The organism is Pseudomonas sp. MIACH (assembly GCF_001269925.1).
Taxonomy (GTDB): Bacteria; Pseudomonadota; Gammaproteobacteria; order Pseudomonadales; family Pseudomonadaceae; genus Aquipseudomonas.
In genome coordinates this window covers 193,851-219,063 of the sequence record NZ_LHVO01000018.1, presented here as the reverse complement: position 1 = coordinate 219,063, position 25,213 = coordinate 193,851, and the positions used below count along the sequence as shown (strand labels likewise).

Below are 25,213 nucleotides of genomic sequence, written 5' to 3'. Positions count from 1 at the left end.
GCGCTTTAGATAGATACACAGCGATTCTTTTAAGTCGGTTGATGACACATACGGGATACCTGCGGGGCTTTAAATGAACCCATCGAGAAGGCGCAAACCTTCTCCAGTGGATGACTCATTTAACTCGCAGCTATCTCTGCGCGTTTCGCGAAGTTGTCGATCAATGACTTATAGGAAATTCAAAATGCCTGCAGCTACGTTCGGTTTCACCTAGCGCCATTGTCTGGCCTCTTCCGTGAGAATGGGCGTTTTGGGGTTGGCTCTGATAGCCGGCAACGGTGGTGCCTGGGCTGCTGGCCCGGCCGCCGATGCGTCAGTTGCCAGCTCGGCCTCGACCAATCCCGAATCGATCCGACCTTATCGAATTCATGTCGATGAAGCTCAATTGACCGATCTGAAAAAGCGCATTGCGGCGACCCGCTGGCCGGACAAAGAGACCGTCAATGATGTTTCCCAAGGCGTGCAGCTGGCCCAGGTCCAGGCGCTGGTGAAGTATTGGGGCAGCGGCTATGACTGGCGCAAGGCCGAAGCAAAGCTCAATGCGCTGCCTGAATTCATCACCACTATCGACGGCGTCGATATTCAATTCATCCATGTTCGCTCGCGAAACCCCAACGCGATGCCGCTGCTTCTGACACACGGATGGCCTGGCTCACAGTTCGAGTTCCTGAAGACTATCGGCCCGCTGACGGATCCCGTTGCTTACGGGGGTAAGGTTGAAGATTCGTTCGACGTGATCATTCCATCGATTCCGGGACACGGTTTTTCCGGTAAGCCAACTGACTTGGGCTGGGGGCCGGATCGAGTCGCGAAGGCTTGGGATGTGCTCATCAAGCGTCTGGGATATACCCACTATGTTTCCCAGGGCGGAGATCACGGTTCGGTGATATCGGATGCATTGGGCCGCCTGAATCCGCCGGGTCTGTTGGGCATTCACTTGAACATGCCGGCCACCATCCCGCCCGAACTGGTCAAGCCGATCAATAGTGGTGACCCGGCCCCCGTTGGGCTCACTGAGCCTGAACGCAAGGCGTTTGATTCCTTGAGCACCTTCTTCGGCCGCAATGCAGCATACGGCGCGATGATGGTTACGCGCCCGCAGACTATCGGTTACCTGCTGGCCGATTCGCCTACCGGTACTGCGGCGTGGATGTACGAAAAAATCGCCGCATGGACGGACAGTGATGGTCAGCCTGAACGGGTATTGACCCGTGACGAAATGCTGGACGATATCAGCCTGTACTGGCTGACGAACGCAGGCGCATCGTCATCGCGTTTCTACTGGGAAAACAACAACAACAATTTCAGCGCTGCCGCGCAGAACACCGCAAGCATCAAGGTGCCGGTGGCGATCACGGTCTTCCCGCACGAGATCTATCAGGCGCCAAAAAGCTGGGCGCAACGCGCTTACCCATCACTTTCCTACTACAGCCAGGTTAACAAGGGCGGCCACTTCGCTTCCTGGGAACAACCTCAATTGTTCAGCGAGGAGTTGCGGGAGGCCTTCCGGCCGCTGCGCGCCAAGCTGAGCGCAACGAAGACCGCCCAGTAGCTCACACGCAATCCAGTCAACACACCGGGCCGCTATTCGGCGGCTCGCTACGGAGAAACACCATGGAGATGACCTTGCTGAACAACCAAAATAAATCCAGCCGCCTGCGGGGTCTTGCCCCATCGCTTTTGGCAGCAGCGGTGCTGCAATTCGCAGCGGTGTCTGTCGGTTTTTCCCAAGCCAGCGCGGCTGATGTACCCGCGTCCACCATTGGGGCTATCACGCCGGGAGCTCACACCTCTCTCGGTGATCTTAAGCATGTGAAAGCGGGGCTGCTGGACGTTTCTTACGCGGAACTCGGTCCAGCCGATGGCCCTGTGGTCATTTTGTTGCACGGATGGCCCTACGATATCAACGCATACGCTGATGTCGCTCCTGCTTTGGCGGACAAGGGATATCGAGTGTTGATCCCTTCTGCGCGTGGTTATGGCGACACGCATTTTCTCTCGGCCAAGACAGTTCGCAATGGTCAACCTGCTGCGCTGGCGAACGACCTGATCGACTTCATGGATGCGCTGAAGATCAAGAAGGCGGTGCTGGGTGGGTTTGACTGGGGCGCCCGCACTGCAGATATCGTTGCCGCACTGTGGCCGGAAAGAGTGAAAGCCCTGGTCGCTGTGAGCGGTTACCTGATAGGCAGCCAAGAGGCGGGCAAGGCGCCATTGCCGCCAGCCGCCGAACTGCAGTGGTGGTACCAGTTCTACTTCGCGACCGAGCGCGGGCGCCTGGGCTACGAAAAAAACACTCATGACTTCGCCAAGCTCATCTGGAAGCTGGCGTCGCCACAGTGGAATTTCGACGACCCCACTTATGATCGCAGCGCGGCGTCCTTGCAAAACCCTGATCACGTGGCCGTGTCGATTTTCAACTATCGCTGGCGCCTGGGGTTGGTCAAGGGCGAAGCCAGATACGACGCACTGGAGAAGAAACTCGCGGCATTTCCGTCCATCAGCGTGCCCACCATCACCCTGGAAGGTGATGCGAACGGCGCACCGCACCCACCTGCCGAGGCGTACGCCAAGCGCTTCACTGGCAAGTATGAGTACCGATTGATCACCGGTGGTGTTGGCCACAACTTGCCGCAGGAAGCGCCGAAAGCCTTCGCCCAGGCGGTGATCGACGCCGATCACCTTTGAGAAGCGGCGGAAGGGATAGCGATGATGAAGCTGAAATTTCTGGCCGCGATGTCGACTGCCATTGCAATCGCAGCGTTGACTGCTACCGGTGTTGCCTCGGGCGACGCCGGTAATGGCGACGCCTCACCGATCTATGGCGTGAAATTGCCTGAAAACTACCGCCTATGGCCGCTGATTGCGCCCGCGCAGGAAGCGGCCCCCTTGAACGAACTGCGAGCCGTGCTGGGCAATGACTTGGCCATCAAGGCTTATCAGGATTCAACGCTGCCATTCCCTGATGGCACGGTGCTGGTAAAGCTGGCCTGGAAACATGTGCAGTCCCCGGAATTCGAGCCGGCGTCCATACCGGGGCCAGCCACGACCGTGCAGGTGATGGTCAAGGACTCGAAAAAATATGCAGCAACCGGTGGTTGGGGATTCGGGCGGTTTATCAACGGTAAACCGGCCGATGAAGCCCAACACGAAACCTGCTTCGCCTGTCACCAGGCGCGAGTGCGTAATCACGATTTTGTCTTCACTCGCTTCGCTCCCTGATTTCCCGTCAAACCCGGAGTTAACCATGAAAAAAGTATTAACCGCACTAGCCGTCGCCGTCAGCCTGAGCATGGCGACACACGCCTGGTCGCAAACTGAAAAACCCACGATTGTGCTCGTACATGGTGCCTTTGCCGATGCGTCGAGTTGGAATGGCGTCGTGAAGATTCTCGAGAAGGACGGTTACCCGGTGGTTGCCGCTGCCAACCCATTACGTGGTGTAAAAAGCGATGGCGCAGCAATCTCGGCATTGCTGACGAGCATTCATTCGCCGGTGGTGTTGGTCGGCCACTCCTATGGCGGCAACGTTATCAGTGACGCGGCCAACGATCATGTCAACGTCAAAGCCCTGGTTTACGTCAGTGCATTTGCACCTGAGGCCGGGGAAACCGTCGCCGGGCTGGCCGGCAAATTCCCGGGCAGCACGCTGAGCCCAACGCTGGCTGCGCCTGTACCGCTGGCCGATGGGGGCAAGGACTTGTACATCCAGCAGGACAAGTTTCACACCCAGTTCGCCGCTGACGTCCCCGCGAAAGAGGCGGCATTGATGGCAGCCACCCAGCGCCCGGTGACGGAAGCGGCGCTCAACGAAGCGTCCGGCAATCCTGCCTGGAAGCATATTCCGTCCTGGTACATCTACGGCGACAAGGACAAGAACATTCCCCCGCAAGCCATGGCATTCATGGCCAAGCGCGCCGCTGCCAAAGCAGTGGAAGTGGTCAAGGGCGCTTCACATGTCGTGATGGTTTCGAACCCGGAACCGGTTGCCCGCCTAATCGAAAAAGCGGCCACGGCGAAGTAACACGCCAAGGTCGAAGCGGCAGAGGGAGACATCGCTCTGATCAACACCATCCGTGTTCCGTAAGGAACCTTTCCAAAGAGAGAACGCAGATGCTTTTACATCTATCGACCTGGGCCGAAATCGAGACGTTTCTCCAGCGCAGCCGTACCATCGTCATCCCGATTGGTTCCAACGAGCAGCATGGGCCCACCGGACTGCTGGGGACGGACTGGATGTGCCCCGAAATCATCGCTCATCAGGCGCAGGAGGCTGCGGATATCCTGATTGCCCCGACGTTCAACATCGGCATGGCGCAACATCATCTTGGTTTCCCGGGAACGATTTCGCTCAGGCCTTCGACATTCATCGCCGCCATCGGAGACTGGACTCGCTCGCTGGCTGCACACGGGTTTGAAAAAATCTTTTTCCTCAATGGCCATGGCGGCAACATCGCGTCGATTGAAGCGGCGTTTTCAGAGCTCTACGCCGAGGCGAGTTTTGCACGTCGCCCGGCGGGTTTCGCCTTGAAGTTGTGCAACTGGTGGGATCTTGAGGGTATCAATGATCTGGCGAAGGACCAGTTCCCGACAGGACACGGCATTCATGCAACGCCTTCGGAAATTGCCGTGACCCAGTGGGCCTATCCGCACGCTATCAAGTCGGTTGACTACTCGCCACAGATCGCCAACTGGGGGCCCATTCGGGAGGCTGCAGATTTCCGCGCCCGTCATCCGGATGGGCGCATGGGATCGGACCCGGCGCAAGCGTCCCCGGAAAAAGGCCGGCAACTCGTGATGATGGCAGCGCAAGGCCTGGTTCAGGAGGTGCACGCCTTCAACCATGAGCCGATGCCCGGCTGAAACGCGGGAGAGGGGGGATTCGACGTGGTCAACGCCTGGGCATACCGGGCGTTGTGCTTATCGCGGGCAACCGCAATCAATCAGGTACGCCACGATGTGGAAGATCAATCACAGTTACATTGATGGAGCATTCGTTCCCGTTCAGGGCAATGAAACGGTGCAATGCATCAATCCGGCTACCGAGGCGGTCATCGGTACGCTCACCCTGGCTGATCGTGAAGATGCCAGGCGCGCTATCGCGGCGGCTTCGCGTGCTCAAGTCGCGATGGGCCGTACCTCCAAGGCCGAGCGTATCGACATGCTTGAACAGTTGCAGGCTGCCGTGCTGGCGAGCACGAATGAAATTCGCGATACCGCCATCGAAGAGTACGGTGCGCCGTTTGCCCGCGCGCAATGGGTCAGTCGCTACGCTTCGCAGTCATTTAGCAATGCCGCGCAGCTGTTGAAAAACTACGATCTGATTCGTTCGGTCGGTGACGCTACCGTGGTGATGGAGCCGGTCGGAGTCGCGGCGCTGTTTGCCCCCTGGAACAGCACCGCCGGGACGATATGCAGCAAACTGGCATCGGCCATTGCGGCTGGCTGTGCCTCGGTCATCAAACCGAGCGAGTTGAGCCCCTTGCAGACCACCGTGCTCGCCCAAGCGTTGCATCGCGCAGAGTTACCCAACGGGATTTTCAACATTCTGTTGGGACGCGGCAGTGATGTGGGTGCCGAAATCAGCGCCAGCCCACTCATCGCGAAAGTTTCATTCACCGGGTCCACCGCCACCGGAAAGCTCATTGCACGCGCCGGAATCGAGACCATGAAGCGAGTGAGTCTGTCGCTCACGGGGAAGTCGGCCTCTATCATCCTGGATGACGCCGATCTCGACACCGCCATTCCCCTGGCTCTGAATGCTGCGTTCATGAACAACGGCCAGGCATGTGTCGCCGGCACACGTCTGCTGGTGCCACGCACGCACGCCGAGGACATTATCAACCGCGTCAAAAGCCTGGTTGGAGCGATGGTTGTCGGCAATCCGCAGGATCCGGCCACTGCTCTCGGGCCGCTGGTCAATCGCGCCCAATTCGACCGCGTACAAGCTTTTATCCGCTGCGGGCAGGCGCAAGGCGCGACGTTGATTATCGGCGGGGAGGGGAGACCGACCGGCTTGGATAAGGGCTATTTCGTCAGGCCTACGGTCTTTGCCGACGTCAGCAGTGACATGGACATCGCGCAAAAGGAGATTTTCGGCCCGGTGCTATCGATCATTGCGTATGACTCGCCAGAACAGGCGATCGATATTGCCAATGCCAGTCTCTACGGTTTGCAGGCTTATGTGTTTTCCCGGCAACCGGAACGTGCCCAACGCTTGGCGACCCAGCTGCAGGCCGGCTCGGTGTTGATCAACAGAATTTCGCCAGAGCTGCTGGCGCCGTTCGGCGGGGTAAAGCAGTCCGGTGTCGGCCGGGAGTTTGGAGTCTTTGGGCTGGAAGCATTTCTTGAGGCCAAAAGCATCGTGTCGGATTAGCCCGGGGTTGGCGGGAGATTGTGGTCGCGCAACCCGGGCCGCAGGAGAAAAAGCTAATGGCCCACGGCGCGTTGCCTGTGGGCCATTGATTTTTAAGGGTTACGCGGCTGGAGCTTTCGCCTCCTGCAGCAGTTGCTGAATCATCTTTTCCTGCGTCTCGTAGCGACCTTCTCCGAAGTGGGTGAAACGCACTTGCCCTTTGGCGTCGATCAGGTAGTGCGCGGGCCAGTACTGGTTATCGAAGTTGCGCCAGATCGCGTAATTGTTATCGATGGCCACAGGGTAAGTGATGCCGAGCTTTTTCACCTCATCCCTGACATTGCTGATGATTCGTTCAAAGCCATATTCCGGGGTGTGGACGCCGATTACCACCAAGCCATCCTTCTCGTATTTCTGCGCCCAGTCCTTCACATACGGCAGGGTGTGCTGGCAATTGATGCAGTCGTAAGTCCAGAAATCGACGAGCACCACTTTGCCTCTGAGCGACTCACTGGTCAGTGCGGGCGAATTGAGCCATTCCACCGCGCCGGACAGCGACGGCATCGGGCCTTGTGCGTTGTCGAGGGTGGGTTCGGCCCTGGCCTTGCTTACCAGGTATTCGACGACTTTGGGGACGTTTTCCAGCACGCCTTTTTCCAGCACGCTGACGCCTTCGGACGACGCCCCGGCCAACAGCGTCTTGTCGGCACCGGAAGAAATCACCAGCGCTGCGGCCAGGACCGCAAAACCGGTGGCGCGCCGCAGCCAACCGCTGACCGGAATCGAGGCCTTCAGGCGATTGACTAAACCGCGTCCGGCGAAAATCAGCGTACCCAACGACAGTGCACTGCCCAGGCCGTAGGCCACCAGCAACAGGCTGGTTTGCGCATTGGCGCCTTGCAGCATGGCGCCGGTAAGGATCACCCCGAGGATAGGCCCTGCGCACGGCGCCCAGAGCAGGCCGGTGGCGACACCGGTCATCAGCGAACCCAGTGGCCCGGACATTTTGCGTGTCTCGGGGTCGAGGCGATTGCCCAGTAACACGAACGGGCTGGCCAGCCAGCCACTGATTCGCGCCGAGATCAGCGACAAGGCAAACAGCGCCATCACCACCAGTGCCACATGACGCCCGGTGTTGTTGGCCTGAATCACCCATTCACTGCTGACCACGGCCAGACTGGAAACCAGCGCGAAGGTCAGGACCATGCCGCCAAGGGTGAGCAGGATCGATGAGCGTGTGCGGTCGATACCGGCGAACAGAAATGGCACGACCGGCAGGATACAAGGGCTGAGGACGGTCAATAAGCCGCCCAGGAATGCGATGAGGAACATAAGGTCACCTGATGAAATGTGGGCCGGACTCAGTTATCGCTGTGGCAATCGGCAAATTTGCGGTAGTTCAGGATCTCGGTCTTGCCCTGCGAATCCAGGTAGGTCAGTTGGGCATCGACAATGCCGCAGGAAGCCCCGGCATCCTGTGTCAATGCCACCACTTTCTGGATGTCCAGGTGCGTGCCGTAGGTGTAGGTTTGCGGCGTGACGTCGGCTTCGGCACGGGCCGAGAAGGTGCAGATATTCAGGGCGGCAAACAGGCAAGTGGCATAGAGGGTATTGGTGTTCATGGTCGTTTCCTCAAGGCTTCAATGGTTGGGTCGTTCAGTTGAGCCGAGGCGCTTGGGTTGGCCTCGATGTGGCTCATTAGAAGCCCGCGAGGTATCTCGCCTGTGTCAAAAACAGGCGCGGATAAATCGGTTCGTATCAGGACCCCGTCCTGATACACAGCCATACAAAACCCCGGAAATTCGTAGTTTTTGCCTCTGCATGTATCCTTCGCCAGAGCAGATACACTGCAATACAAACCGTCGCGGGCGAGCGGGCTCAGTCTCTATAGACTGAGCCGCAATTCCCAATAACAGAGGCTTGGCCCATGGAACACGTTGATCACATCCTCATCGTGGACGATGACCGTGAGATTCGAGAGATGGTCGGCAACTACCTGAGGAAGAATGGCCTGCGTACCACCGTGGTTGCGGATGGCCGCCAGATGCGCTCGTTTCTCGAGGCCACGCCGGTGGACCTGATCGTGCTGGACATCATGATGCCCGGCGACGATGGCCTGGTGCTCTGCCGCGACATTCGCGCCGGCAAACACAAGGCCACGCCGGTGCTGATGCTGACCGCACGCAACGACGAAACCGATCGCATCATCGGCTTGGAAATGGGCGCCGACGACTACCTGGTCAAGCCGTTCTCCGCCCGTGAATTGCTGGCGCGCATCAACGCTGTGCTGCGCCGCACGCGCATGCTGCCGCCCAACCTGGTCGTTACCGAAACCGGAAGGTTGCTGGGGTTCGGGCGCTGGCGCCTGGACACCTCCGCCCGCCATCTGCTTGATGAAGACGGCACCATGGTCGCCCTCAGCGGCGCTGAATATCGCCTGCTGCGGGTGTTCCTCGACCATCCGCAACGGGTACTCAATCGCGACCAGTTGCTCAACCTGACCCAGGGCCGTGACGCCGACCTGTTCGACCGCTCCATTGATCTGCTGGTCAGCCGTCTGCGTCAACGCCTGCTTGACGATGCCCGCGAGCCGGCTTACATCAAAACCGTGCGCAGCGAAGGGTATGTCTTCTCGCTGCCAGTGGAAGTGCTTGGAGCACCGACATGAAGCCTTCGCTGCATTGGCCTCGTACCCTTGTATCGCGGCTGTCGCTGATCTTTCTGGTCGGTCTGACCCTGGCGCAGGCCTTGTCCTTCGGCGTGCAGTACTACGAGCGTTACGAAACCGCGAAAAACACCATGCTCGGTAATCTGGAAACCGACGTGTCGACGTCCATTGCCATCCTTGACCGCTTGCCCGCCGAGGAACGCATGAGTTGGTTGAAACAACTGGATCGACGCAATTACCGCTATTTGCTCGATGAAGGCTCGCCAGGCACCGCCCTGCGCGACACGCCGATTGCAGTGACCTCGATCAAGGAGGCCATCGGCAAGGATTACCCGATGACCGTGACAGACATTCCCGGGTCTATCAAACACTTCCAGGTCCATCTGAAACTGGCCGACGGCAGCCCGGTGACCATCGACGTGCGCCCCTCGATGGTGCCGTTGTCGCCGTGGCTGCCGGTGGTTTTGCTGGGCCAGTTGGCCTTGATGATTCTGTGCGCGTGGCTGGCCGTCCGCATTGCCATACGCCCGCTGACCCGCCTGGCCCAGGCCGTGGAAAACCTCGATCCCAATACTCACCCGGTGCACCTGGATGAACTAGGCCCAACCGAAGTCGCACACGCTGCCATCGCCTTCAATGCCATGCAGGCGCGCATTGCGGCCTATCTGAAAGAACGCATGCAACTGCTGGCGGCAATTTCCCACGACCTGCAAACCCCGATCACGCGCATGAAGCTGCGTGCCGAATTGATGGACGACTGCGGCGACAAAGACAAATTGTGGAATGACCTCGGCGAGATGGAGCATCTGGTGCGTGAAGGCGTTGCCTATGCCCGCAGCGTGCATGGTGCCACCGAGGAAAGCCGCCGTACCGATCTTGATTCATTCCTCGACAGCCTCGTGTTCGACTACCAGGACATAGGCAAGGACGTGCAGCTCAGCGGCAAAAGCAACGCAGTGATCCACACCCGGCCCCACGCGCTGCGCCGAGTGCTGGTAAACCTCACGGATAACGCGCTCAAATTCGCCGGTGCAGCGCAGCTGCGGGTTGAATCGAAGGACGGCGACAGCCTCTCGGTGACCGTGATGGATCGTGGTCCCGGCATCGCTGAGGAGGATCTGGCCCGTGTGATTGAGCCATTTTACCGCGTGGAAAATTCGCGCAACCGCAGCACCGGCGGCACGGGCCTGGGCCTGGCTATCGCCCAGCAACTGGCACAAGCCCTCGGCGGCTCCCTGACCTTGAGGAATCGCGAAGGCGGCGGACTGTGCGCTGAGCTGAGATTACCGACTCGCTCTTTTTAGCGGGCTTGCTCAGGAGCGAGTCGCCCCTACAAAAGCGATCACTGCCGGTACACGAGCTGAAACGATGCTGGCAATCGAAGCCCCGGGCTGCACACCATGTCCTGCCTGACTTATCAAAATATGTACCTCGTCAGCCTACTGAAGATCAGCCCTACTGCTGGGATATGGAGGCCACTCTCTCTCTGTATTCACGAGGTGAACACGTCATAATGCGCTTGAAAGCGTGGCTAAAAGCACTGTCGGAGTCATAGCCCAGCTTTTGTGCTATGGACGAAATGGTAGTGCGGTTTGTTTTCAACAATCTCGTAGCTAATTGCATGCGCCAGCGCAAGACGTACTCTAAAGGGGCGACACCAGATTTTTGCTTGAATCGCAAAGCGAAGGTCGAGCGAGAAAAACCTGCGATTTTGGCAAGGTTCTCTACTGACCAAGAACGCGCCGGATCGGCATGAATGGCTTGAATGGTTGCCCCGATACGTGGATCAGATATAGCAAGCAGCCAGCTCGGTGCGGTATTTCCTTCTTGGATCAAATAAATTCGTAGAACCTGCACTAGCATGATGTGGCCGAGATGCTGAACCACAATCGAGTTACCAAGAGCCGGATTGGTAAGTTCATGAGCAATACGCTGCAAGGCCCAATTCAGCACGCAAGCTTGATCCGAACCACTTTTGATGACCGCGACGGGAGGCAATCCGTCAAATAGAAGACGAGCCTCCTCACCGAAGTCAAAACGTCCCCCGATCAGGAAAAACTCATCGGCTGTCCCACAACTGGCGATGCCATTGACGGCATGGCGATAAATCGCATCCGAGTGGATGGCCGGAAATGACAAATCGCTGCGGAGTGAAAACGCCAGCTTGCGTGGCAAAAGAAAGCAGTCTCCGGCCGTCAATCGGATAGGTTGCTCCACGCCTTCCACCATTAGCCAACAAGTCCCTTCAACGATTGCATTGAACTTGATGCCGTCGGGTGGTGGAAAATCGATGGCCCAATCTCCACCAGCCTTCAGACCTGCAAAAAAGGAGCTATGAGTATTTAGAAGAGAGAGGGTTTCGGAAAGGGGATCCATAAGGTGTGTAGGACGATCTCGACAGATAATTGGACTTTGCTGCATTCACAGTCCCAAGTCTAGTCTAGACAATGGTGGCCATGGGTTTTGCCCCTATTCCATGTCAGATTCACAAGGACACGCCATGACCAGCAAACAATCTCCTATCCACTCGGGTTACGGAGCGGTAACCACCGCAGCAGAAGTACTTGAAGGGTGCGATCTATCCAACACCACCGCCATTGTCACCGGGGGGCATTCCGGTCTGGGCCTGGAGACGACAAGAGCACTGGCCAATGCGGGCGCGCGTGTCGTTGTTGCAGCACGTGATGTTGAAGCTGCTCGCGCAAAGACTAACGGAATCCCTAATGTGGAAATCGAGCGACTGGATCTTTCCGACCTGACCAGCGTGCATGACTTCGCACACCGTTTCCTGGCAAGCGACCGACACATCGACATCCTGATCGGCAGCGCGGGAATAATGGCTTGCCCGGAAACCCGTGTAGGGGCGGGTTGGGAGGCACAGTTCGCTACCAATCATCTGGGGCACTACGCCCTCGTGAATTTGCTATGGCCTGCGCTCAAGGGGCGAGCAAGGGTGGTAGTAGTGTCATCGGCGGGGCATCACCAATCGGGTATCCGCTGGAACGATGTGCAATTTACGCAGGGCTACGACAAGTGGTTGGCCTATGGGCAGTCGAAGACGGCCAATGCATTGTTTGCTGTCCACCTTGATCGGCTTGGTCAACACGAGGGTGTCCGGGCTTTCTCCCTTCACCCCGGCAAGATTCTCACTCCGCTCCAGCGTCATCTGGCGCAGGATGAAATGATTGCCGCCGGCTGGCTAGACGTCAACGGCCACCTTGCCGATCCGACTTTCAAGACGACGCAGCAAGGTGCGGCAACCCAAGTTTGGGCCGCAACAGCTCCACAGTTGAATGGCATGGGAGGCTTATATTGTGAGGACTGTGAGATCGCTTCGCTGGATGCAAGCGAACCACCATCCTTTGTCGGCGTTCGGCCTTATGCCGCCGACCCTGACCAAGCCGAACGCCTTTGGGCACTATCCGCTCAACTTACAGGGATTGACGCTTTTGAAAGGAAATGAGTGATCGGTACAGAACGTCAATACCTATGTTGCTCTCTGTCCGAGGCTGAAGAACTTCTTTGGCTGCGCAACGGAGAAACTGCCCATCGAGTCGCCGCTGCTGTCGCGCACGACGGAAAAACTGGGCAAAGACCCTGGACGAACAGTTGTTCATCCGCACTGGCCGGGATAGGGAAGGCGACTTCGCTGGATGGTTACTTTCGAAGCGCGTAATGATGCGGCGATTTTCCTTCAGTCAAGGGCCGAAACGCTCCGGCATGTCACGCCAGTCTGCGCCCGAGCAAAGGAGGGCAGTCATTGGTCCTCAGCTGACCAGCTTCGAGCGACTGGCGCGGCGGTCGTCTAGCAACAGCCATAGGTAGAGCGAGCACTCCTTCATGCACTCAAAGTCTTGAGGGGTACTGGGCGTAGAGTGTGAGAAATCACGATGAAATGCGGGTTTGATCATGTCAAAGCACATCGCAACACGTCTGGAAGAAGGTCCAACGGTGGTATTACGATGAAGCCGGAAACCTCTGCACATGTCGGTGTACGATATCGTCAAAAATATTTCGGTCGAGAACGGAGCGAGAGCAGGAAGTCGAGTAGCCTGACATATGATTTAACATAATATACATTATGCGTAATACGATGTTACGGATTCAGGGCCAGTCCCCATAGGATTTCAACACAGCGCTCAGGTGTTGCTTCTAGCAACACACGTTCAGGACGACGACTTCTGGGCTTGGCCATCCTGCCGCTTCAACAATCGATTATCCGTCTCGCTGTACCCGAAGATGCACAACTCCTGCCCGCCATTGAAATCTCCGCTGCTCAGGCATTTCGAATGATGGATGCGTTGAGTTGGCTACTAGCTGAATCGCCTCCGATGCCCATCGAGGGTCTTAACCAACTCATAGCGCTATCGACAGGCTGGGTTGCACTTGATGACTAAATAGCCCGCAAGGATTTCTTAGGGCTGAGTACGATGACATTCACAGACGTGCCGTGGAATGCACCGTTTTACTCCCGGTTAGGCTTTTTCAAACCAAAGCCCCGCAGACCTGGATCAGAGGCTAGCGGCGATACTCAGCGAGGATTAAAAAGCACGGATTCGGCCCGGAACGTCGGTGTGTCATGGCATGGCCGATGACTTAAATAGGAACTTTCAGGCCTTTAGGCTTGTAGAACCGGGCGATGTGAAGGATGAGCTACCCTTCCCCATTAATAACCATTAAATATAACTAAACTAAATGACTATTTAGTTTAGTTATAATCCATTTGTTATTAACGGCATACGCATCAACGTCAGTAACCGCCCGCCGCCGTCACCGCACCGCCCACAATTGCAATCCCCGAACTGCTACCCAAACGTGTAGCGCCCGCTTCAATCATCTTCACCGCCGTCGGGTAATCGCGTACGCCACCGGACGCTTTGACCCCAACCCCGGCACCCACGGTTTTACGCATCAGGGCGACGTCTTCGGCGGTGGCACCGCTTCGGCTGAACCCCGTGGACGTCTTGACGAATGCCACACCCAAGTCCCGGCAGATTTCGCAGGCCTGGACTTTTTGCGCGTCGTTCAGCAGGCAGGTTTCCAGGATGACTTTCAACGGCACGGCGCCGCACGCCTTGTGGACCACGGCAATGTCTTCGCGTACTGCCTCCAGCAGGCCGTCCTTCAGCCAGCCGATATTGAGCACCATGTCGATCTCCCCTGCCCCGGCGGCAATCGCCCGTTCGGCTTCGAAGGCCTTGGTGTCACTCAGGCCGGCGCCCAGCGGAAAGCCCACCACGGCACAAATCACCACGCTGGCGCCGGTCAGGCAGGACGCGGCGTAAGGCACCTGCCCCGAGTTCAGGCACACCGAATAAAAGCCATGCTCCCGGGCTTCCTCGCACAAGGTGCGAATCTGTTCACGGGAGGCGTCGGGCGCCAGCAAGGTGTGATCGATGTACTTGGCCAATGCTGCGGGTTGAAGAGTGTTCATTTAACGTGCCCTTGCCTGTATGTTGCGAATGATCGTGTGCCGCTTGTCACAGCGACCACATTAATACGTTACAATAATAACACTAGATGTTACTTATCTAACACAAACAATCAAGCCCTGGAATACTCGTGGACAGTAGAAAAGCCGAGCGACTCAAGCTTATCCAGCAAGCCTTGCAGGACCAGAACGCTATTCACTTGAGGGAAATGGCGGCGCTGCTGGAGGTTTCCGAGATGACCCTGCGCCGCGATCTCAATCACTTCAGCGACCACCTGCGCCTGTTGGGCGGCTACATCACCCGGGTCGGCAGTGAAGTCAGCGACTACCGGGTCGCCGAGCAGGACACCCGTCACGTCGAGGAAAAACGCCGCATTGGCAAACTCGCCGCGCGGCTGATCCAGCCCGGTGACACGGTATTTTTCGACTGCGGTACCACCTCGCCCTTTGTGATCGATTTCATCCCTGATGAAGTGGAGTTCACGGCGGTGTGCAGCTCGTTGAACGTGCTGCTCAAGCTGCATAACAAGCCCAACTGCCACATCGTGTTGTGCGGCGGGACCTTTCACCGCAAGAACCAGGTGTTTGAAAACAGTGCCGAAAGCAGCATCCTCGACAGCGTGCGCCTGACCTGGGCCTTCGTGACGGCCGCCGGCGTCAGCCAGGAATTCGGCGTGACGTGCTTCAACTTCAACGAAGTCGAGGTCAAGCGAAAGGTCATGCGCCAGGCTCAGCAGCGCGTGTTGCTCGCCGATTTCAGCAAGTTCGACACAGTGCGCACCGCTCACTTCGCCACCCTGGAGGACTTTCAGTACGTGGTCAGCGACAAGAAAATCCCCCGCAGCTACAAGGAAGCCATCCAGGCCCACGGCGCGCAATTGCTGGTTTAACCCAGCAATCGCTGCCGTTCCTGCGCACTCAGATAGCCAGTGGTCACATTGAAGGAGGCGCTGGCTCCCGCCGGCAACAGACGCACGTGGCCCTTGGCTTTCTCGGCGTTATAGCCCTCGGGTTCACACGTCGATGGCAGCACGAAGGCCGCCACTTGCTGATCCGGCGTGTGCAGGATCCAGCGTGCGGCGTGCTCGAATTGTTCGGGGCGATACCGGGTGTAGAACGCCGCGCCATCGGGATGATCCAGCAGAAAGTGTGCCTGGCCTGCGGCGTCCGTGCCGACGTCGTCGAAGAAAAACACGATTTCAGGGTCGTACAACGCCGGCTTATCCAGACACACCAATTGCGTAGGCTGCTCGGCCAGTTGCGCCATGTAGGCGCTCCAATCCGGCGTCGGCTTGACGTGGTCCGGAATGCTGGTGCGCAGGCGCAGGTGCTGCATGCCCAACGGCTCGACAAACCGCGCGCCGGCCACATACGCATAATTCATATGGGCCATGTACATCAGCTCCATAGGCTTGCCAGCCAGGTTGGTCACGTCCATATCGATATCGAACAAGGCCGAGTCAGCGCGCAGGGTCACGCTGGGGCACGCTCGGTAACGATCGCCGAAGCCCTTGGCATATTGATAGAAACCGCCCAGGCGCACAAAGCCCTCGCCGATTTCCAGCCAGGCCGAATCCATCGGCGCGCAGGGCATTTCACCATGCAGGGCATGGGTGTCATCCGGCGCCGGGCAGCCGTTGCGCAGCAGGCCACTGTGAAACATGAAGCAGCCATAGGTATCGATGACCGTCGGGCTGGGCCGGGGTTGCTCGAACAGGTTGCTCATGGTCAGGTCGCAACCGTCGAACACTGCCGACCAGATCATCTGCCCTTGATAAGGCAGGAGCACCAGTCGTCCACGGCTGTTCTCCAGGCTCAGCGCCTGCACGCCGGACGCGTAGGTCCACCCACAGACCTTGAAATCCTCAGACTGCAACAGGATCTTTTCCTGCTCGGCAAACAGCGCAGGATACAGCGGGATACGCGTGTTCATGAGGCCACCGCCGCCGCTGCGCCCGAGGGCAAGGTGCCGGGTTGGCGCAAGCATTTGAGCGCATACATCACGATCACGATAAAGCACAGCAGCGGCACGCTGTAGGCCAGTTGCATGTTGCCGCCGCTGGCGTCGGACAACAGGCCCTGGAAGATCGGAATCACCCCGCCGCCGACGATGCTCATGACCAGCAACGAGCCGCCGACGCCAGTGTCCTCACCCAGGCCATCGATGGTCAGGCCGTAGATGGTCGGCCAGCACGGGCCGAGGAAAATACTCACACCCACCGCTGCATACACCGCCGAAATGTTCGGCACCAGAATGGTGTAGGCCAGCAGCACGATGCACAGCACACCGTAGATTGCCAAGACCTTGGCCGGGTGCAGGCGTCGCATCAACAGGTTGGCGATCATCTTGCCGACAAAGTAGGCGGCAAAGGTGGTCAGCAGGAACCAGGAAGCGCTGCGCTCATTCATACCGCCCATTTGCATCGCCAGGCGAATGGTAAAGCTCCACACGCCCACCTGCGCGCCCACGTAGAGAAACTGCGCCAATACGCCAAAGGTAAAGCGCGGGTTACGCCGCAGCCGGCCCAGGCTCTCACGCAGGCTGCCCGGCTTGCTGTCAGCAGGCTTATTGCCCTTGCAGGCGGGGAAACGGGTAATGGCGATAAGGATAAACATCAGCACCAGCACCGCAATCATCCACTTGTACGGCAACAGCGTGGACTGGATCATTTGCAACTGCTGCACAGCCGCCTCGGTGGCGCTCATCTGTGTCAGCTGTTCGGTGGTGGCGTCGGTGTCCTTGAACATCACGAAACTGCCGACGTACACCCCGGCCATCGCGCCGAAGGGGTGGAAGGTCTGCGAAATATTCAAGCGCCGCGTCCCGGTTTCCCGTGGCCCCATCAATGTCGAGTAGGTGTTGCAGGCGGTCTCCAGGAACGACAGGCCGGCGGCAATCACAAACAGCGCCAGCAGGAACATGCCGTACTTGGCCGTGGACGCCGCCGGGAAAAACAGCAGGCAGCCGAACATGTACAGCAGCAACCCGATCAGGATCGTGCTCTTGTAGCTGAAACGGCGCACTACCATCGCCGCCGGAATCGCCACGAAAAAGTAGCCGAGGTAAAACGCCGACTGCACAAAGGCGGTCTGGAAATCACTGAGCAAAAACGCTTTCTTGAAGTGTGCGATCAGCACGTCGTTCATGCTCGCCGCCGCTGCCCACAGCGCAAAAATGCTGCACAGCAGGATAAAGGCGAACCAGGGCGTGCGGTTCAGGTAGAAACCATCGGGTGTCTGTTGCAGCGCAGGTTTGTTCATTATTGTTCTCCGGGCTGGTTTGAAAGGGTTACTGCTGTTGCTGGAAGCGCGCGAACGCTTGGCGGTCGGGATAAGACGTCTGGGTGCCCAGCGCCATGACCGAGCAGGCGGAATACGCCACGGCCTGTTCCATGGCCTGCCGGATAGCGCCGTCACGGCTCCAGTGCTGGATGAAGCAACCGATAAAGGCATCGCCGGCGCCCGTGGTGTCACGCGCGACCACTTTTCGGCCCGGCACCCGGAATTCGCCCTCCTCCCCCACGTACAACGCACCGTGTTCGCCGAGGGTGACGATCACATGGCGAATGCCGTTGGCCACCAGCGTGCGTGCGGCGCGTTGGGCCGCTTCCGGTGAGTCCACGACCTGACCGCTGATCAAAGCCAGTTCCGATTCGTTGGGGATCAGGAAATCCAGTTGCGCCAGGTGCGTCCCACTTAAGCCGGCCAGGGCCGGTGCCGGATTGAGCAACACCGCGATGCCGTGCCGATGAGCAAACTCGATGGCGTAGTAGACCGTGTCCAGATTGATCTCCAGTTGCAGCACGATCAGCGTGCACTCGCGCAGGTCGGCGGCCGCCGCGTCGATGTCCGCCGGCGACAAATGCGCATTGGCACCTTTGACGATCAAAATGCTGTTGTGGGAGTCGGGGCTGACAAAAATCGGCGCTACGCCGCTGGAAACCCCAGGCACCCGCTGTACATAGCGGGTGTCGATACCAAAGCGCTGGAAGTTGGCCAGCGTGTTGTCGGCAAACATGTCGTCACCCACCTTGCTCACCATCAGGACCTGCGCCCCAAGCTTGGCTGCCGCCACCGCCTGGTTGGCCCCTTTGCCGCCACAACCGAGGGCAAAGCCAGGCGCTTCCAGGGTTTCGCCCTGGGCCGGCATACGGTCGATGTAGGTAATCAAATCCACCATGTTGCTGCCGATGACTGCGATCTTGCTCATTGCTATTCCACCTTGTTGCAGCACGACCAGGCAGGTCGTGGCGCTCTTGTTTTGTTATTTAAATAACATTAGGTGTGAATATTCAATCTTTTTTTTGCGATAGCCGATCAATGAACGCTGCAGGTGGGTCGGAGCATCGGGCAAAAAAAACCGGCCCACAGGGGGCCGGTTGATAAAGCGCTTATCGGGTTTGTGATTTGTTACAGGCTGAAGCGATCCACGGACTGCGACAACTTGCCGGCCAAGCCCGCCAGTTCATCGGTAGTCGAAGCGGTTTCACCGATGATACGGCTGTTGTTTTCCGACATCCCGGCAATCATCTCCACCTGGTGGGAGATCTCGTTGCTCGCCAGGCTCTGTTCACCGATGGTGCGCGAGATGTCATTCACCAACTCGGTGGTATTGAGGGTGGCCTGCAGAATGTCGCGGATCGCGCGCTCTACCTCGGCAGTCACCGCCATGCCTTTATCCACCTGGGTGACGCCCTCCTCCATGCTGGTCACCGCTTCCCGGGTATTCTGCTGGATACGCCCGACCATGCTGGCAATTTCCTGGGTCGAGGCACTGGTACGGCCCGCCAGGCTGCGCACTTCATCGGCGACCACCGCAAAGCCGCGCCCCTGTTCGCCAGCGCGGGCGGCTTCAATTGCGGCGTTCAGGGCCAGCAGGTTGGTTTGGTCAGCGATCCCCTTGATCACCTGGATAATGCTGTAGATCGCCTCGGACTCCTTGTCCAGCGTACGAATGACCTGGGCCGATTGCTGCGCTGAACGGGCGATGCCGTCCATATCCTTCACCACCTGGTGGATCACCCGGCCACCGTCCTTGGCCAAGGCTTCAGCCTGATTGGCCATGTCCAGGGCGCGCCCGGCATGCCGGGTAATCTCTTCAATACTGGCGGTCATTTCACTGGCTGCCGCCGCCATGGTGCTGGCTGCCGCACTTTGCTGCTGACTGCTGCCGGCGACTTCATGGCAGCCCTGGCTCAAGCGTTCGCTCATGCCACTGACACCATGGGCGTTGCTGCGCACCACTTCGATCATGCCGCGCAAATCGCGCTGCATGATGGCGAGGTTGCGGATCAATGAGCTGGCTTCGTCCTTGCGCTTGGGCTCGACGATCGGCTCGCTCAAGTTGCCCCGAGCGATACTCGCGGCGATGCGGCTGGCGGTCTGCAGCGGACCCATGATGCTCAGGATGACCCAGCGCCCCTGCGCCAGCAGCAGTAACAGGCTGGCAATCAGCACGGCCCCCAAGGTTAAATTGGCGTGACTGATGGTCTGCCGCGTACTGGTGCTGGTCAGCTGGGTATTGCTTTCGATCAGCTCGCTCAAGGCCGCCATTTGATCTTCAAGCTGGGAAAACGCCTTGTTGAAAGTGTCCAGTTCCCCGCGAGCGGCTTCAGGATTGTCCAGGGCCAACGCGACGATGCGCTCTGCGGCACTGATGTAGGTGTCCAGGCTGGGTCTGATCTTTTCCAGGCTGGTCTTGATCGTGGCCTCCAGCGGCAGCTTGAGGTTGTCCCCCAGTACCTCTCGGAAGTGCTCGGCGTGTTCCTTCAACGAAGTGTTGACCTCGTCCTTGCTGCTGGTGCTTTTCCCCAACCCCACAAGCATGGCGGACAACACGTCGGCGCGCAGGGCGTCGTGCATCATGTCGGCTTCCATATGGTTGCGCAGGACCGTCATGCTGACCTCGCTATCCTGCACCGCCTCACTCATCCGGCCGTTCCCCAGGTAGCCGGCCAGGCTCATGACCAAGGCCGTGAGCAGCCCGGTGGCAATCAATAACATCAAGCGTAATTTGATCGTCATGCCCACATCCCCATACCCGACAGTCAAAGCAACGTTTTTACCGTTATCGGCATCAATCTCAGTTAGTGAAGCCTAAGTTTGCAGATCTGTGCAGATCCCTTAATCTGATCGACTTTTGCTCTGCCCGGAACTGCCCATGTCTCGAAGTATCGCCCACCTCGCCCTGCTGCTCGGTTTGATCACCGCCGTCGGCCCATTCGCCATCGACATCTACCTGCCCGCCCTGCCAACCCTGGGCGCCAGCCTGCAGGCCTCGCCGGCGGCGGTGCAGATGAGCCTGACGGTGTTCTTCATGATCATCGGCGTGTGCCAGCTGTTCTACGGGCCGATAAGCGATGTGTTCGGGCGCAAGCCGCCGATTTATGCGGGGCTGGTGATCTTTGCCGTGGGCAGTATCGGCTGCGCGCTGGCGCCTACGATTGAAGTGCTGATTGGCTTTCGTGCCGTGCAGGCGTTCGGCGCGTGTGCCGGGATGGTGATTCCCCGCGCGATTGTGCGTGACCTGTACACCGGCCATGAAGCCGCGCGGCTGATGGCCCTGCTGATGCTGGTGATGAGTGTTTCGCCGATCCTCGCGCCGCTGGCCGGCAGCCTGGTGATCTCGCTGTGGAGCTGGCGCGAAGTGTTTGCCGTGCTGGCGGTGGTGGCCGTCGCGTGCCTGGTCATGACCATCGTGCAACTGCCTGAGACCCATCCGGCCGAACGGCGTTTGGGCAAGACCCTGGGCACGGCGTTCAGCAGCTACGGTGCATTGCTGCGCGATCCGGTTTTTATCGGTTTGTCGGTGGTATGCGGTTTTGGCCTGGCCACCTTCTTTGTGTTTATTGGCAGTGCGCCGTTTGTATATATCGAATACTTCGGCCTGACACCTACGCAATTCAGCCTGTGTTTTGCACTGAACGCTGCGTCATTCTTCGCCATGAGCCAACTCACCGCTCGCCTGAGCGCCCGCTTCGGCCTGGCGCCGCTGATTCGCTGGTCGGTAACGGCGGTGGCCGCCGTCATGATCGTGCTGGCGGCCACCACGCTGTGGGTCGATAGCCTGCCCTGGATGATGGCGCTGCTGTTTATCGGCTTCGGTTTTCTCGGCCTGCTGCTGCCGGCGGCCGGGGTGTTGTCGCTGGAGGATCACGGCGCAGTGGCGGGCTCCGCCTCGGCCTTGCTGGGGGCGATCCAGATGATTACCGCCGCAGTGTCGATGACGCTGGTCGGGGTGTTTGCCGACCATACACCGGCGCCGATGCTGACAGGTATCGCGTTGTGTGCCGTGGCGGCGATGCTTACCGTCCTGTGGACCTTGCGCCGTCTGTCGGCGCACTTGGCGAGCGTACCGCCCTCCTCTTGAGCGGTACCACTCGTCGGGCCTGGCCGGCATCCATTACAACTATCGCCGGCCATGAAACTACTAATCCCATAGCACTGCTCGAAACCTATGGAGATTGGAAATGACTGACTACCCTCGCCCGCCCTTCGCCCCTCAAGCGCAAAACGTGCCCGGGACCCAGCGCAAGATGGACCCGTACCCGGACTGCGGGGAACAGAGTTACAAGGGCTCCGGCCGGTTGGCCAACAAAATCGCCTTGATCACCGGTGCCGACAGCGGCATCGGCCGTGCGGTGGCCATCGCCTTTGCCCGTGAAGGCGCTGACGTCGCCATCGCCTACCTGGACGAACACGAAGATGCCAGGGAAACCGCGCGCTGGGTTGAGGAAGCAGGCCGCCAGTGCCTTTTGCTGCCCGGCGATATCGCGCAAAAAGCCACCTGCCAGGCGCTGGTCGACAAGACCGTAGAACAGTTTGGGCGCATCGACGTGCTGGTGAATAACGCTGCGTTCCAGATGACCCACGAGACGCTGGAAGAGATCGAGGATGAGGAATGGGTCAAGACCTTCGATATCAACATCACTGCGATGTTTCGCATCTGCAAGGCTGCCCTGCCCCATATGAAAGCCGGCAGTTCGATCATCAACACCAGCTCGGTCAACTCCGACATGCCTAAGCCGACCCTGCTGGCTTATGCCGCCACCAAGGGCGCAATCGCCAACTTCACCGGCGGCTTGGCGCAGTTGCTGGGCAGTAAGGGCATTCGCGTCAACAGTGTGGCACCGGGGCCGATCTGGACGCCGCTGATCGTGGCGACCATGACCGACGAGGACGTGAAGAGCTTCGGCAGCGAAACGCCGCTGGGCCGCCCTGGGCAACCGGTGGAAGTGGCGCCGATTTATGTGCTGCTGGCGTCGGATGAGGCCAGCTATATCTCGGGGTCGCGCTATGCGGTCACCGGTGGCAAACCCATTCTCTAAACCGGCCCCTCTTATCAATATTTGTGTGGCGAGCGGGCTTGCCCCGCGTTGGAGCGCGTAGCGCTCCCAATCAAGGACGAATGCGGTGTACCTGATATTCCGCAGAGACAGGTTTTGGGGCTACTGCGCAGCCCAACGTGGGCGGTGCGACGATTCGACAAGCCCGCTCGCCACAGGGGTTCGCGCTACGTAAAACGGCGCCGGTCGCCTATAAATCGAACCGATCCACCGCCCGCCTCCGCTCATTGTCGTCACGCACGTCATAGCTGGCGGTGGTCTGGATATTGGTGTGATGCGCGAGTTTCTGTGCAATCGACAGGTCATGCTCCTCGATCACGCGCGTAATGAACGAGCGGCGGAAATCGTGGGGCATGATCTTTACGCCCACCTGCTCACCGCGTTGGCGGGCGATGTAGTAAATCGCGTGCTTGGTGATACGCTCGCGGGTGATATGGCTGCCCCGGCGTATGCGGTTGAACAGAAAGCTATCGTCCTGTTCGCCTTCCTTGAGCTGTTCGCGCCTGAAGGCCAACCACGCCTGCAACTTGGCGAACGCCCAGTCCGGCGCGTACTTGACCAGCTCCTTATTGCCCTTGCCGATCACCCGCAAGCTGCGCTCATCAAAGTTGATCTGCGCCAGGTCGAGGTTGACCGATTCCGACTTGCGCATCCCCGAGCCGTACAGGATGCCAATCACCGCCGCATCCCGCAGGCCTTGGGGGCGCGGATCGGCGGCGCAGACATCCATCATTTCCCGGATCAACGTGCGCCGCAGGTTGCGACCCTGGCTGAGGCGAGTGCCTGGCGTGGCCTTGACCGTGCGCATCTTGAGCAGATGTTCCTGGCTGATCAGGCTCATGCGCCAGGCTTCATTCATCACCCCCCGCACGGCATTCACATACAGCGACGAGGTATTCGGCGCATAGCCATCTTCGCGCAAGGCCGCCACCAGGGCGATGACGTGCTCGGGTTGCAGCAGGTGCCAGTCGATGTCTTCGAGGTTGATGTCCTCAAAGCCCAGGCGGTCGGCGGCGTCCTGCAGCACGTAGCGCATGGTCAGCTGGCTGGAGGGTGCCAGGCGAGTGAGGTAGAGGGTCAGTGGGTTGCGGATAGACTCAGTCAAGTTAGATCAGCCTTTGGATTAAATACCTCAAGCAAGCCATTGTTAAATCAAGGTATTTAGTGAATTGGCAGAGCCGAGTCTAACGCACCAAGGCCATGACGCCAAATCATGGGGCAGTTTCGTCATCCTCGGCAGGTGCCTGGGGCTGTGTCAGGGCCTGGCTCCATTCGGCGTCCTGTTTCTGCATCAACGCGAACCAGTGCTGGCGCATGAATGCGAGATAGGCATCCGGCGCCTTGGCAAAATCCTTCTCATCGCCATAGCACCCCGGCAACGGCAACTCCGTGCCCTGCTCCTTGTACTGGCTGACCAGCGCCTGCTGCCCCGCCACACTGCAATCCTTGGGCAGCGGCATGCCGCGCAGTGCCCCCGCCTCTTCATCCCACCAGGCCGCGCCCACGCGATCGACACCGCGCAGGCGGTACTTCTGCGACTTGCCGACGTGCATGATCAGCTTGAATTCATTGGGGCTGACATCGCTGGTGCAGGTGCGCGAATAGCCCACCGTGGCCTGGGTGATGCCATCGCCGGTGAGGTCGGTGACCTTGGTCGCGGCCATGTCAAAGCGCAGCGCCGCATCGAATTCGCAATGCTGTACGTCGTCGTAGAGCATCCACATGCGCTTGGGGCGGTCGCCATCGATCAGGTATTGGGCCGCATAGACAAACGCCGACTGGGTGCCGTCGTCCTCGCGCTCGCTGACTTGCTCGGAGAGCACCAGCAGGTTCTTGCCTTGGCGGTCGTCCCAGGTATAGGCGGCGACCTGCCTGCCGCGCACTTCAACGCCCTCGGGCACTTGAGCGAGTGTGGTCAGTGCCACCCCATCATCTGCCCGTACGGTCGTGACGAAGGCTGCCGTCATCAACAATCCGATCAAAACGGGCCGCCATTGGCCGCCTATACGCTGCACGCTATTCATCCGAGTACCCTGGCAAGAGATGGCTTACTTTACCGGCACTTGAGGGCCAATGCAGAGAAGATTCTTCAATATAAATACGCAGCTGCCGGTCGCGCGGCGTGATCCCGCAGCCCGTGCGCATCAAGTCCGGCGCGCGACATGCAAACAGTTCCTGTTTCGCCCCATAAATAACACCCGCAGCGCCTTAGTTGTGTAGCTGAACACTAGCTGTCTACCTGTCAAATAAACGAGTTTTTCATCTGCCTTTCATATCTGTTCAACATTTTTGCGCTTAATCTTGGACGTGAAACTTCAGGGCAAAACTCGTAACACCAGCTAACCTGTTGATTACGTTTCAGCTTTAACCCCGTTTTTTTATCTGCGGGCTAGGCGCTCGCCCAACGATTGCTG

Annotated in this window: 22 protein-coding genes and 1 pseudogene; 12 read left to right on the top strand and 11 right to left on the bottom strand. The window is 58.8% G+C overall.

The genetic code is table 11. From position 1 onward, the window contains the following. The first annotated feature begins 241 nt into the window (after window positions 1-241). The 6 genes from AD670_RS07400 to AD670_RS07375 all read left to right on the top strand — a co-directional run bounded on the left by AD670_RS07400 (window position 242) and on the right by AD670_RS07375 (window position 6,376). A complete protein-coding gene (locus AD670_RS07400) occupies window positions 242-1,552 on the top strand; it encodes an epoxide hydrolase family protein (RefSeq protein WP_053129910.1) in 1,311 nt (436 codons plus the stop codon). 62 nt (window positions 1,553-1,614) lie between these two features. Then, window positions 1,615-2,688 carry an alpha/beta fold hydrolase gene (locus AD670_RS07395; RefSeq protein ID WP_053129907.1) on the top strand — a complete coding sequence of 358 codons (1,074 nt, stop codon included), beginning with the start codon at window positions 1,615-1,617 and terminating at the stop codon, window positions 2,686-2,688. A 24-nt stretch (window positions 2,689-2,712) separates the two neighbouring features. Next, a complete protein-coding gene (locus tag AD670_RS07390; RefSeq protein ID WP_053129904.1) occupies window positions 2,713-3,222 on the top strand; it encodes a cytochrome P460 family protein in 510 nt (169 codons plus the stop codon). Between the two features lie 25 nt (window positions 3,223-3,247). Then, window positions 3,248-4,024 (top strand): alpha/beta fold hydrolase, encoded by a 777-nt coding sequence (locus AD670_RS07385; protein WP_053129901.1) that lies wholly within the window; start codon window positions 3,248-3,250, stop codon window positions 4,022-4,024. Between the two features lie 89 nt (window positions 4,025-4,113). Continuing rightward, complete coding sequence (locus AD670_RS07380; protein WP_053129898.1) at window positions 4,114-4,863, top strand: creatininase family protein; 750 nt, start codon at window positions 4,114-4,116, stop codon at window positions 4,861-4,863. A 94-nt stretch (window positions 4,864-4,957) separates the two neighbouring features. Further along, complete coding sequence (locus AD670_RS07375) at window positions 4,958-6,376, top strand: aldehyde dehydrogenase family protein (protein WP_053129895.1); 1,419 nt, start codon at window positions 4,958-4,960, stop codon at window positions 6,374-6,376. A gap of 99 nt (window positions 6,377-6,475) precedes the next feature. On the opposite strand, the gene AD670_RS07370 is transcribed toward AD670_RS07375, so the two are convergent. Next, window positions 6,476-7,687, bottom strand: coding sequence for a cytochrome c biogenesis protein DipZ (locus tag AD670_RS07370; protein ID WP_053129892.1), 1,212 nt, complete (start codon window positions 7,685-7,687; stop codon window positions 6,476-6,478). A gap of 29 nt (window positions 7,688-7,716) precedes the next feature. Next, window positions 7,717-7,977, bottom strand: coding sequence for a DUF2790 domain-containing protein (locus tag AD670_RS07365; protein ID WP_053129889.1), 261 nt, complete (start codon window positions 7,975-7,977; stop codon window positions 7,717-7,719). 305 nt (window positions 7,978-8,282) lie between these two features. Here AD670_RS07365 and AD670_RS07360 point away from each other — a divergent pair, with 305 nt between their 5' ends. Next, on the top strand, window positions 8,283-9,023 hold the full coding sequence (locus AD670_RS07360) for a response regulator (RefSeq protein WP_053129886.1): 741 nt from the start codon (window positions 8,283-8,285) through the stop codon (window positions 9,021-9,023). After that, window positions 9,020-10,327, top strand: coding sequence for an ATP-binding protein (locus tag AD670_RS07355; RefSeq protein WP_053129883.1), 1,308 nt, complete (start codon window positions 9,020-9,022; stop codon window positions 10,325-10,327). The genes AD670_RS07360 and AD670_RS07355 overlap by 4 nt, the downstream gene beginning before the upstream one ends. A 151-nt stretch (window positions 10,328-10,478) precedes the next feature. Here the strand turns inward: AD670_RS07355 and AD670_RS07350 are convergent, their stop codons facing one another. Further along, entirely contained in the window at window positions 10,479-11,444 is a 966-nt protein-coding gene (locus AD670_RS07350; protein WP_371263175.1) for a cupin domain-containing protein, read from the bottom strand. A 79-nt stretch (window positions 11,445-11,523) separates the two neighbouring features. Here AD670_RS07350 and AD670_RS07345 point away from each other — a divergent pair, with 79 nt between their 5' ends. Further along, the gene (locus AD670_RS07345; protein WP_053129877.1) at window positions 11,524-12,486 is read left to right on the top strand and encodes an SDR family NAD(P)-dependent oxidoreductase; all 963 of its coding nucleotides are present in this window, start codon (window positions 11,524-11,526) and stop codon (window positions 12,484-12,486) included. A gap of 1,287 nt (window positions 12,487-13,773) precedes the next feature. Here the strand turns inward: AD670_RS07345 and deoC are convergent. Then, window positions 13,774-14,457 (bottom strand): deoxyribose-phosphate aldolase, encoded by a 684-nt coding sequence (gene deoC, locus AD670_RS07340; protein ID WP_053129874.1) that lies wholly within the window; start codon window positions 14,455-14,457, stop codon window positions 13,774-13,776. A 128-nt stretch (window positions 14,458-14,585) separates the two neighbouring features. Here deoC and deoR point away from each other — a divergent pair, with 128 nt between their 5' ends. After that, entirely contained in the window at window positions 14,586-15,344 is a 759-nt protein-coding gene (gene deoR / locus AD670_RS07335) for a DNA-binding transcriptional repressor DeoR (RefSeq protein WP_053129871.1), read from the top strand. Here the strand turns inward: deoR and AD670_RS07330 are convergent. The 5 genes and pseudogenes from AD670_RS07330 to AD670_RS32220 form a co-directional block, all read right to left on the bottom strand. Beyond that, window positions 15,341-16,387 (bottom strand): aldose 1-epimerase family protein, encoded by a 1,047-nt coding sequence (locus AD670_RS07330; protein ID WP_053130121.1) that lies wholly within the window; start codon window positions 16,385-16,387, stop codon window positions 15,341-15,343. The two genes, deoR and AD670_RS07330, sit on opposite strands and share 4 nt — an antisense overlap. Continuing rightward, window positions 16,384-17,715, bottom strand: coding sequence for an L-fucose:H+ symporter permease (fucP, locus tag AD670_RS07325; protein ID WP_053129868.1), 1,332 nt, complete (start codon window positions 17,713-17,715; stop codon window positions 16,384-16,386). Before fucP ends, AD670_RS07330 begins: the two co-directional genes overlap by 4 nt. A gap of 28 nt (window positions 17,716-17,743) precedes the next feature. Continuing rightward, window positions 17,744-18,664, bottom strand: coding sequence for a ribokinase (rbsK, locus tag AD670_RS07320; RefSeq protein ID WP_053129865.1), 921 nt, complete (start codon window positions 18,662-18,664; stop codon window positions 17,744-17,746). Window positions 18,665-18,864: 200 nt separating this feature from the next. After that, complete coding sequence (locus AD670_RS32225; RefSeq protein WP_371263176.1) at window positions 18,865-19,590, bottom strand: methyl-accepting chemotaxis protein; 726 nt, start codon at window positions 19,588-19,590, stop codon at window positions 18,865-18,867. A gap of 132 nt (window positions 19,591-19,722) precedes the next feature. Continuing rightward, window positions 19,723-20,478 (bottom strand): annotated as a pseudogene (locus AD670_RS32220) (MCP four helix bundle domain-containing protein); the annotation flags it as partial. A 136-nt stretch (window positions 20,479-20,614) separates the two neighbouring features. Here AD670_RS32220 and AD670_RS07310 point away from each other — a divergent pair. Continuing rightward, entirely contained in the window at window positions 20,615-21,823 is a 1,209-nt protein-coding gene (locus AD670_RS07310; RefSeq protein ID WP_053129859.1) for a multidrug effflux MFS transporter, read from the top strand. Window positions 21,824-21,923: 100 nt separating this feature from the next. After that, window positions 21,924-22,781, top strand: coding sequence for an SDR family oxidoreductase (locus tag AD670_RS07305; protein ID WP_053129856.1), 858 nt, complete (start codon window positions 21,924-21,926; stop codon window positions 22,779-22,781). Between the two features lie 208 nt (window positions 22,782-22,989). On the opposite strand, the gene xerC is transcribed toward AD670_RS07305, so the two are convergent. Beyond that, the gene (gene xerC / locus AD670_RS07300) at window positions 22,990-23,904 is read right to left on the bottom strand and encodes a tyrosine recombinase XerC (RefSeq protein ID WP_053129853.1); all 915 of its coding nucleotides are present in this window, start codon (window positions 23,902-23,904) and stop codon (window positions 22,990-22,992) included. 106 nt (window positions 23,905-24,010) lie between these two features. Beyond that, window positions 24,011-24,823 (bottom strand): M949_RS01915 family surface polysaccharide biosynthesis protein, encoded by an 813-nt coding sequence (locus AD670_RS07295; RefSeq protein WP_053129849.1) that lies wholly within the window; start codon window positions 24,821-24,823, stop codon window positions 24,011-24,013. Window positions 24,824-25,213 lie beyond the last annotated feature (390 nt).

Bases quoted from the DNA above. Each gene is read 5' to 3' on its own strand.
- AD670_RS32225 (WP_371263176.1), bottom strand. From the start codon at position 19,590: ATGGCGGCGGCAGCCAGTGAAATGACCGCCAGTATTGAAGAGATTACC.
- AD670_RS07310 (WP_053129859.1), top strand. From the start codon at position 20,615: ATGTCTCGAAGTATCGCCCACCTCGCCCTGCTGCTCGGTTTGATCACC.
- AD670_RS07350 (WP_371263175.1), bottom strand. From the start codon at position 11,444: ATGCAGCAAAGTCCAATTATCTGTCGAGATCGTCCTACACACCTTATG.
- AD670_RS07345 (WP_053129877.1), top strand. From the start codon at position 11,524: ATGACCAGCAAACAATCTCCTATCCACTCGGGTTACGGAGCGGTAACC.
- deoC (WP_053129874.1), bottom strand. From the start codon at position 14,457: ATGAACACTCTTCAACCCGCAGCATTGGCCAAGTACATCGATCACACC.
- AD670_RS07390 (WP_053129904.1), top strand. From the start codon at position 2,713: ATGAAGCTGAAATTTCTGGCCGCGATGTCGACTGCCATTGCAATCGCA.
- AD670_RS07360 (WP_053129886.1), top strand. From the start codon at position 8,283: ATGGAACACGTTGATCACATCCTCATCGTGGACGATGACCGTGAGATT.
- AD670_RS07380 (WP_053129898.1), top strand. From the start codon at position 4,114: ATGCTTTTACATCTATCGACCTGGGCCGAAATCGAGACGTTTCTCCAG.
- AD670_RS07330 (WP_053130121.1), bottom strand. From the start codon at position 16,387: ATGAACACGCGTATCCCGCTGTATCCTGCGCTGTTTGCCGAGCAGGAA.
- AD670_RS07375 (WP_053129895.1), top strand. From the start codon at position 4,958: ATGTGGAAGATCAATCACAGTTACATTGATGGAGCATTCGTTCCCGTT.
- fucP (WP_053129868.1), bottom strand. From the start codon at position 17,715: ATGAACAAACCTGCGCTGCAACAGACACCCGATGGTTTCTACCTGAAC.
- AD670_RS07370 (WP_053129892.1), bottom strand. From the start codon at position 7,687: ATGTTCCTCATCGCATTCCTGGGCGGCTTATTGACCGTCCTCAGCCCT.
- AD670_RS07395 (WP_053129907.1), top strand. From the start codon at position 1,615: ATGGAGATGACCTTGCTGAACAACCAAAATAAATCCAGCCGCCTGCGG.
- AD670_RS07400 (WP_053129910.1), top strand. From the start codon at position 242: ATGGGCGTTTTGGGGTTGGCTCTGATAGCCGGCAACGGTGGTGCCTGG.
- AD670_RS07355 (WP_053129883.1), top strand. From the start codon at position 9,020: ATGAAGCCTTCGCTGCATTGGCCTCGTACCCTTGTATCGCGGCTGTCG.
- AD670_RS07295 (WP_053129849.1), bottom strand. From the start codon at position 24,823: ATGAATAGCGTGCAGCGTATAGGCGGCCAATGGCGGCCCGTTTTGATC.
- rbsK (WP_053129865.1), bottom strand. From the start codon at position 18,664: ATGAGCAAGATCGCAGTCATCGGCAGCAACATGGTGGATTTGATTACC.
- AD670_RS07365 (WP_053129889.1), bottom strand. From the start codon at position 7,977: ATGAACACCAATACCCTCTATGCCACTTGCCTGTTTGCCGCCCTGAAT.
- AD670_RS07385 (WP_053129901.1), top strand. From the start codon at position 3,248: ATGAAAAAAGTATTAACCGCACTAGCCGTCGCCGTCAGCCTGAGCATG.
- AD670_RS07305 (WP_053129856.1), top strand. From the start codon at position 21,924: ATGACTGACTACCCTCGCCCGCCCTTCGCCCCTCAAGCGCAAAACGTG.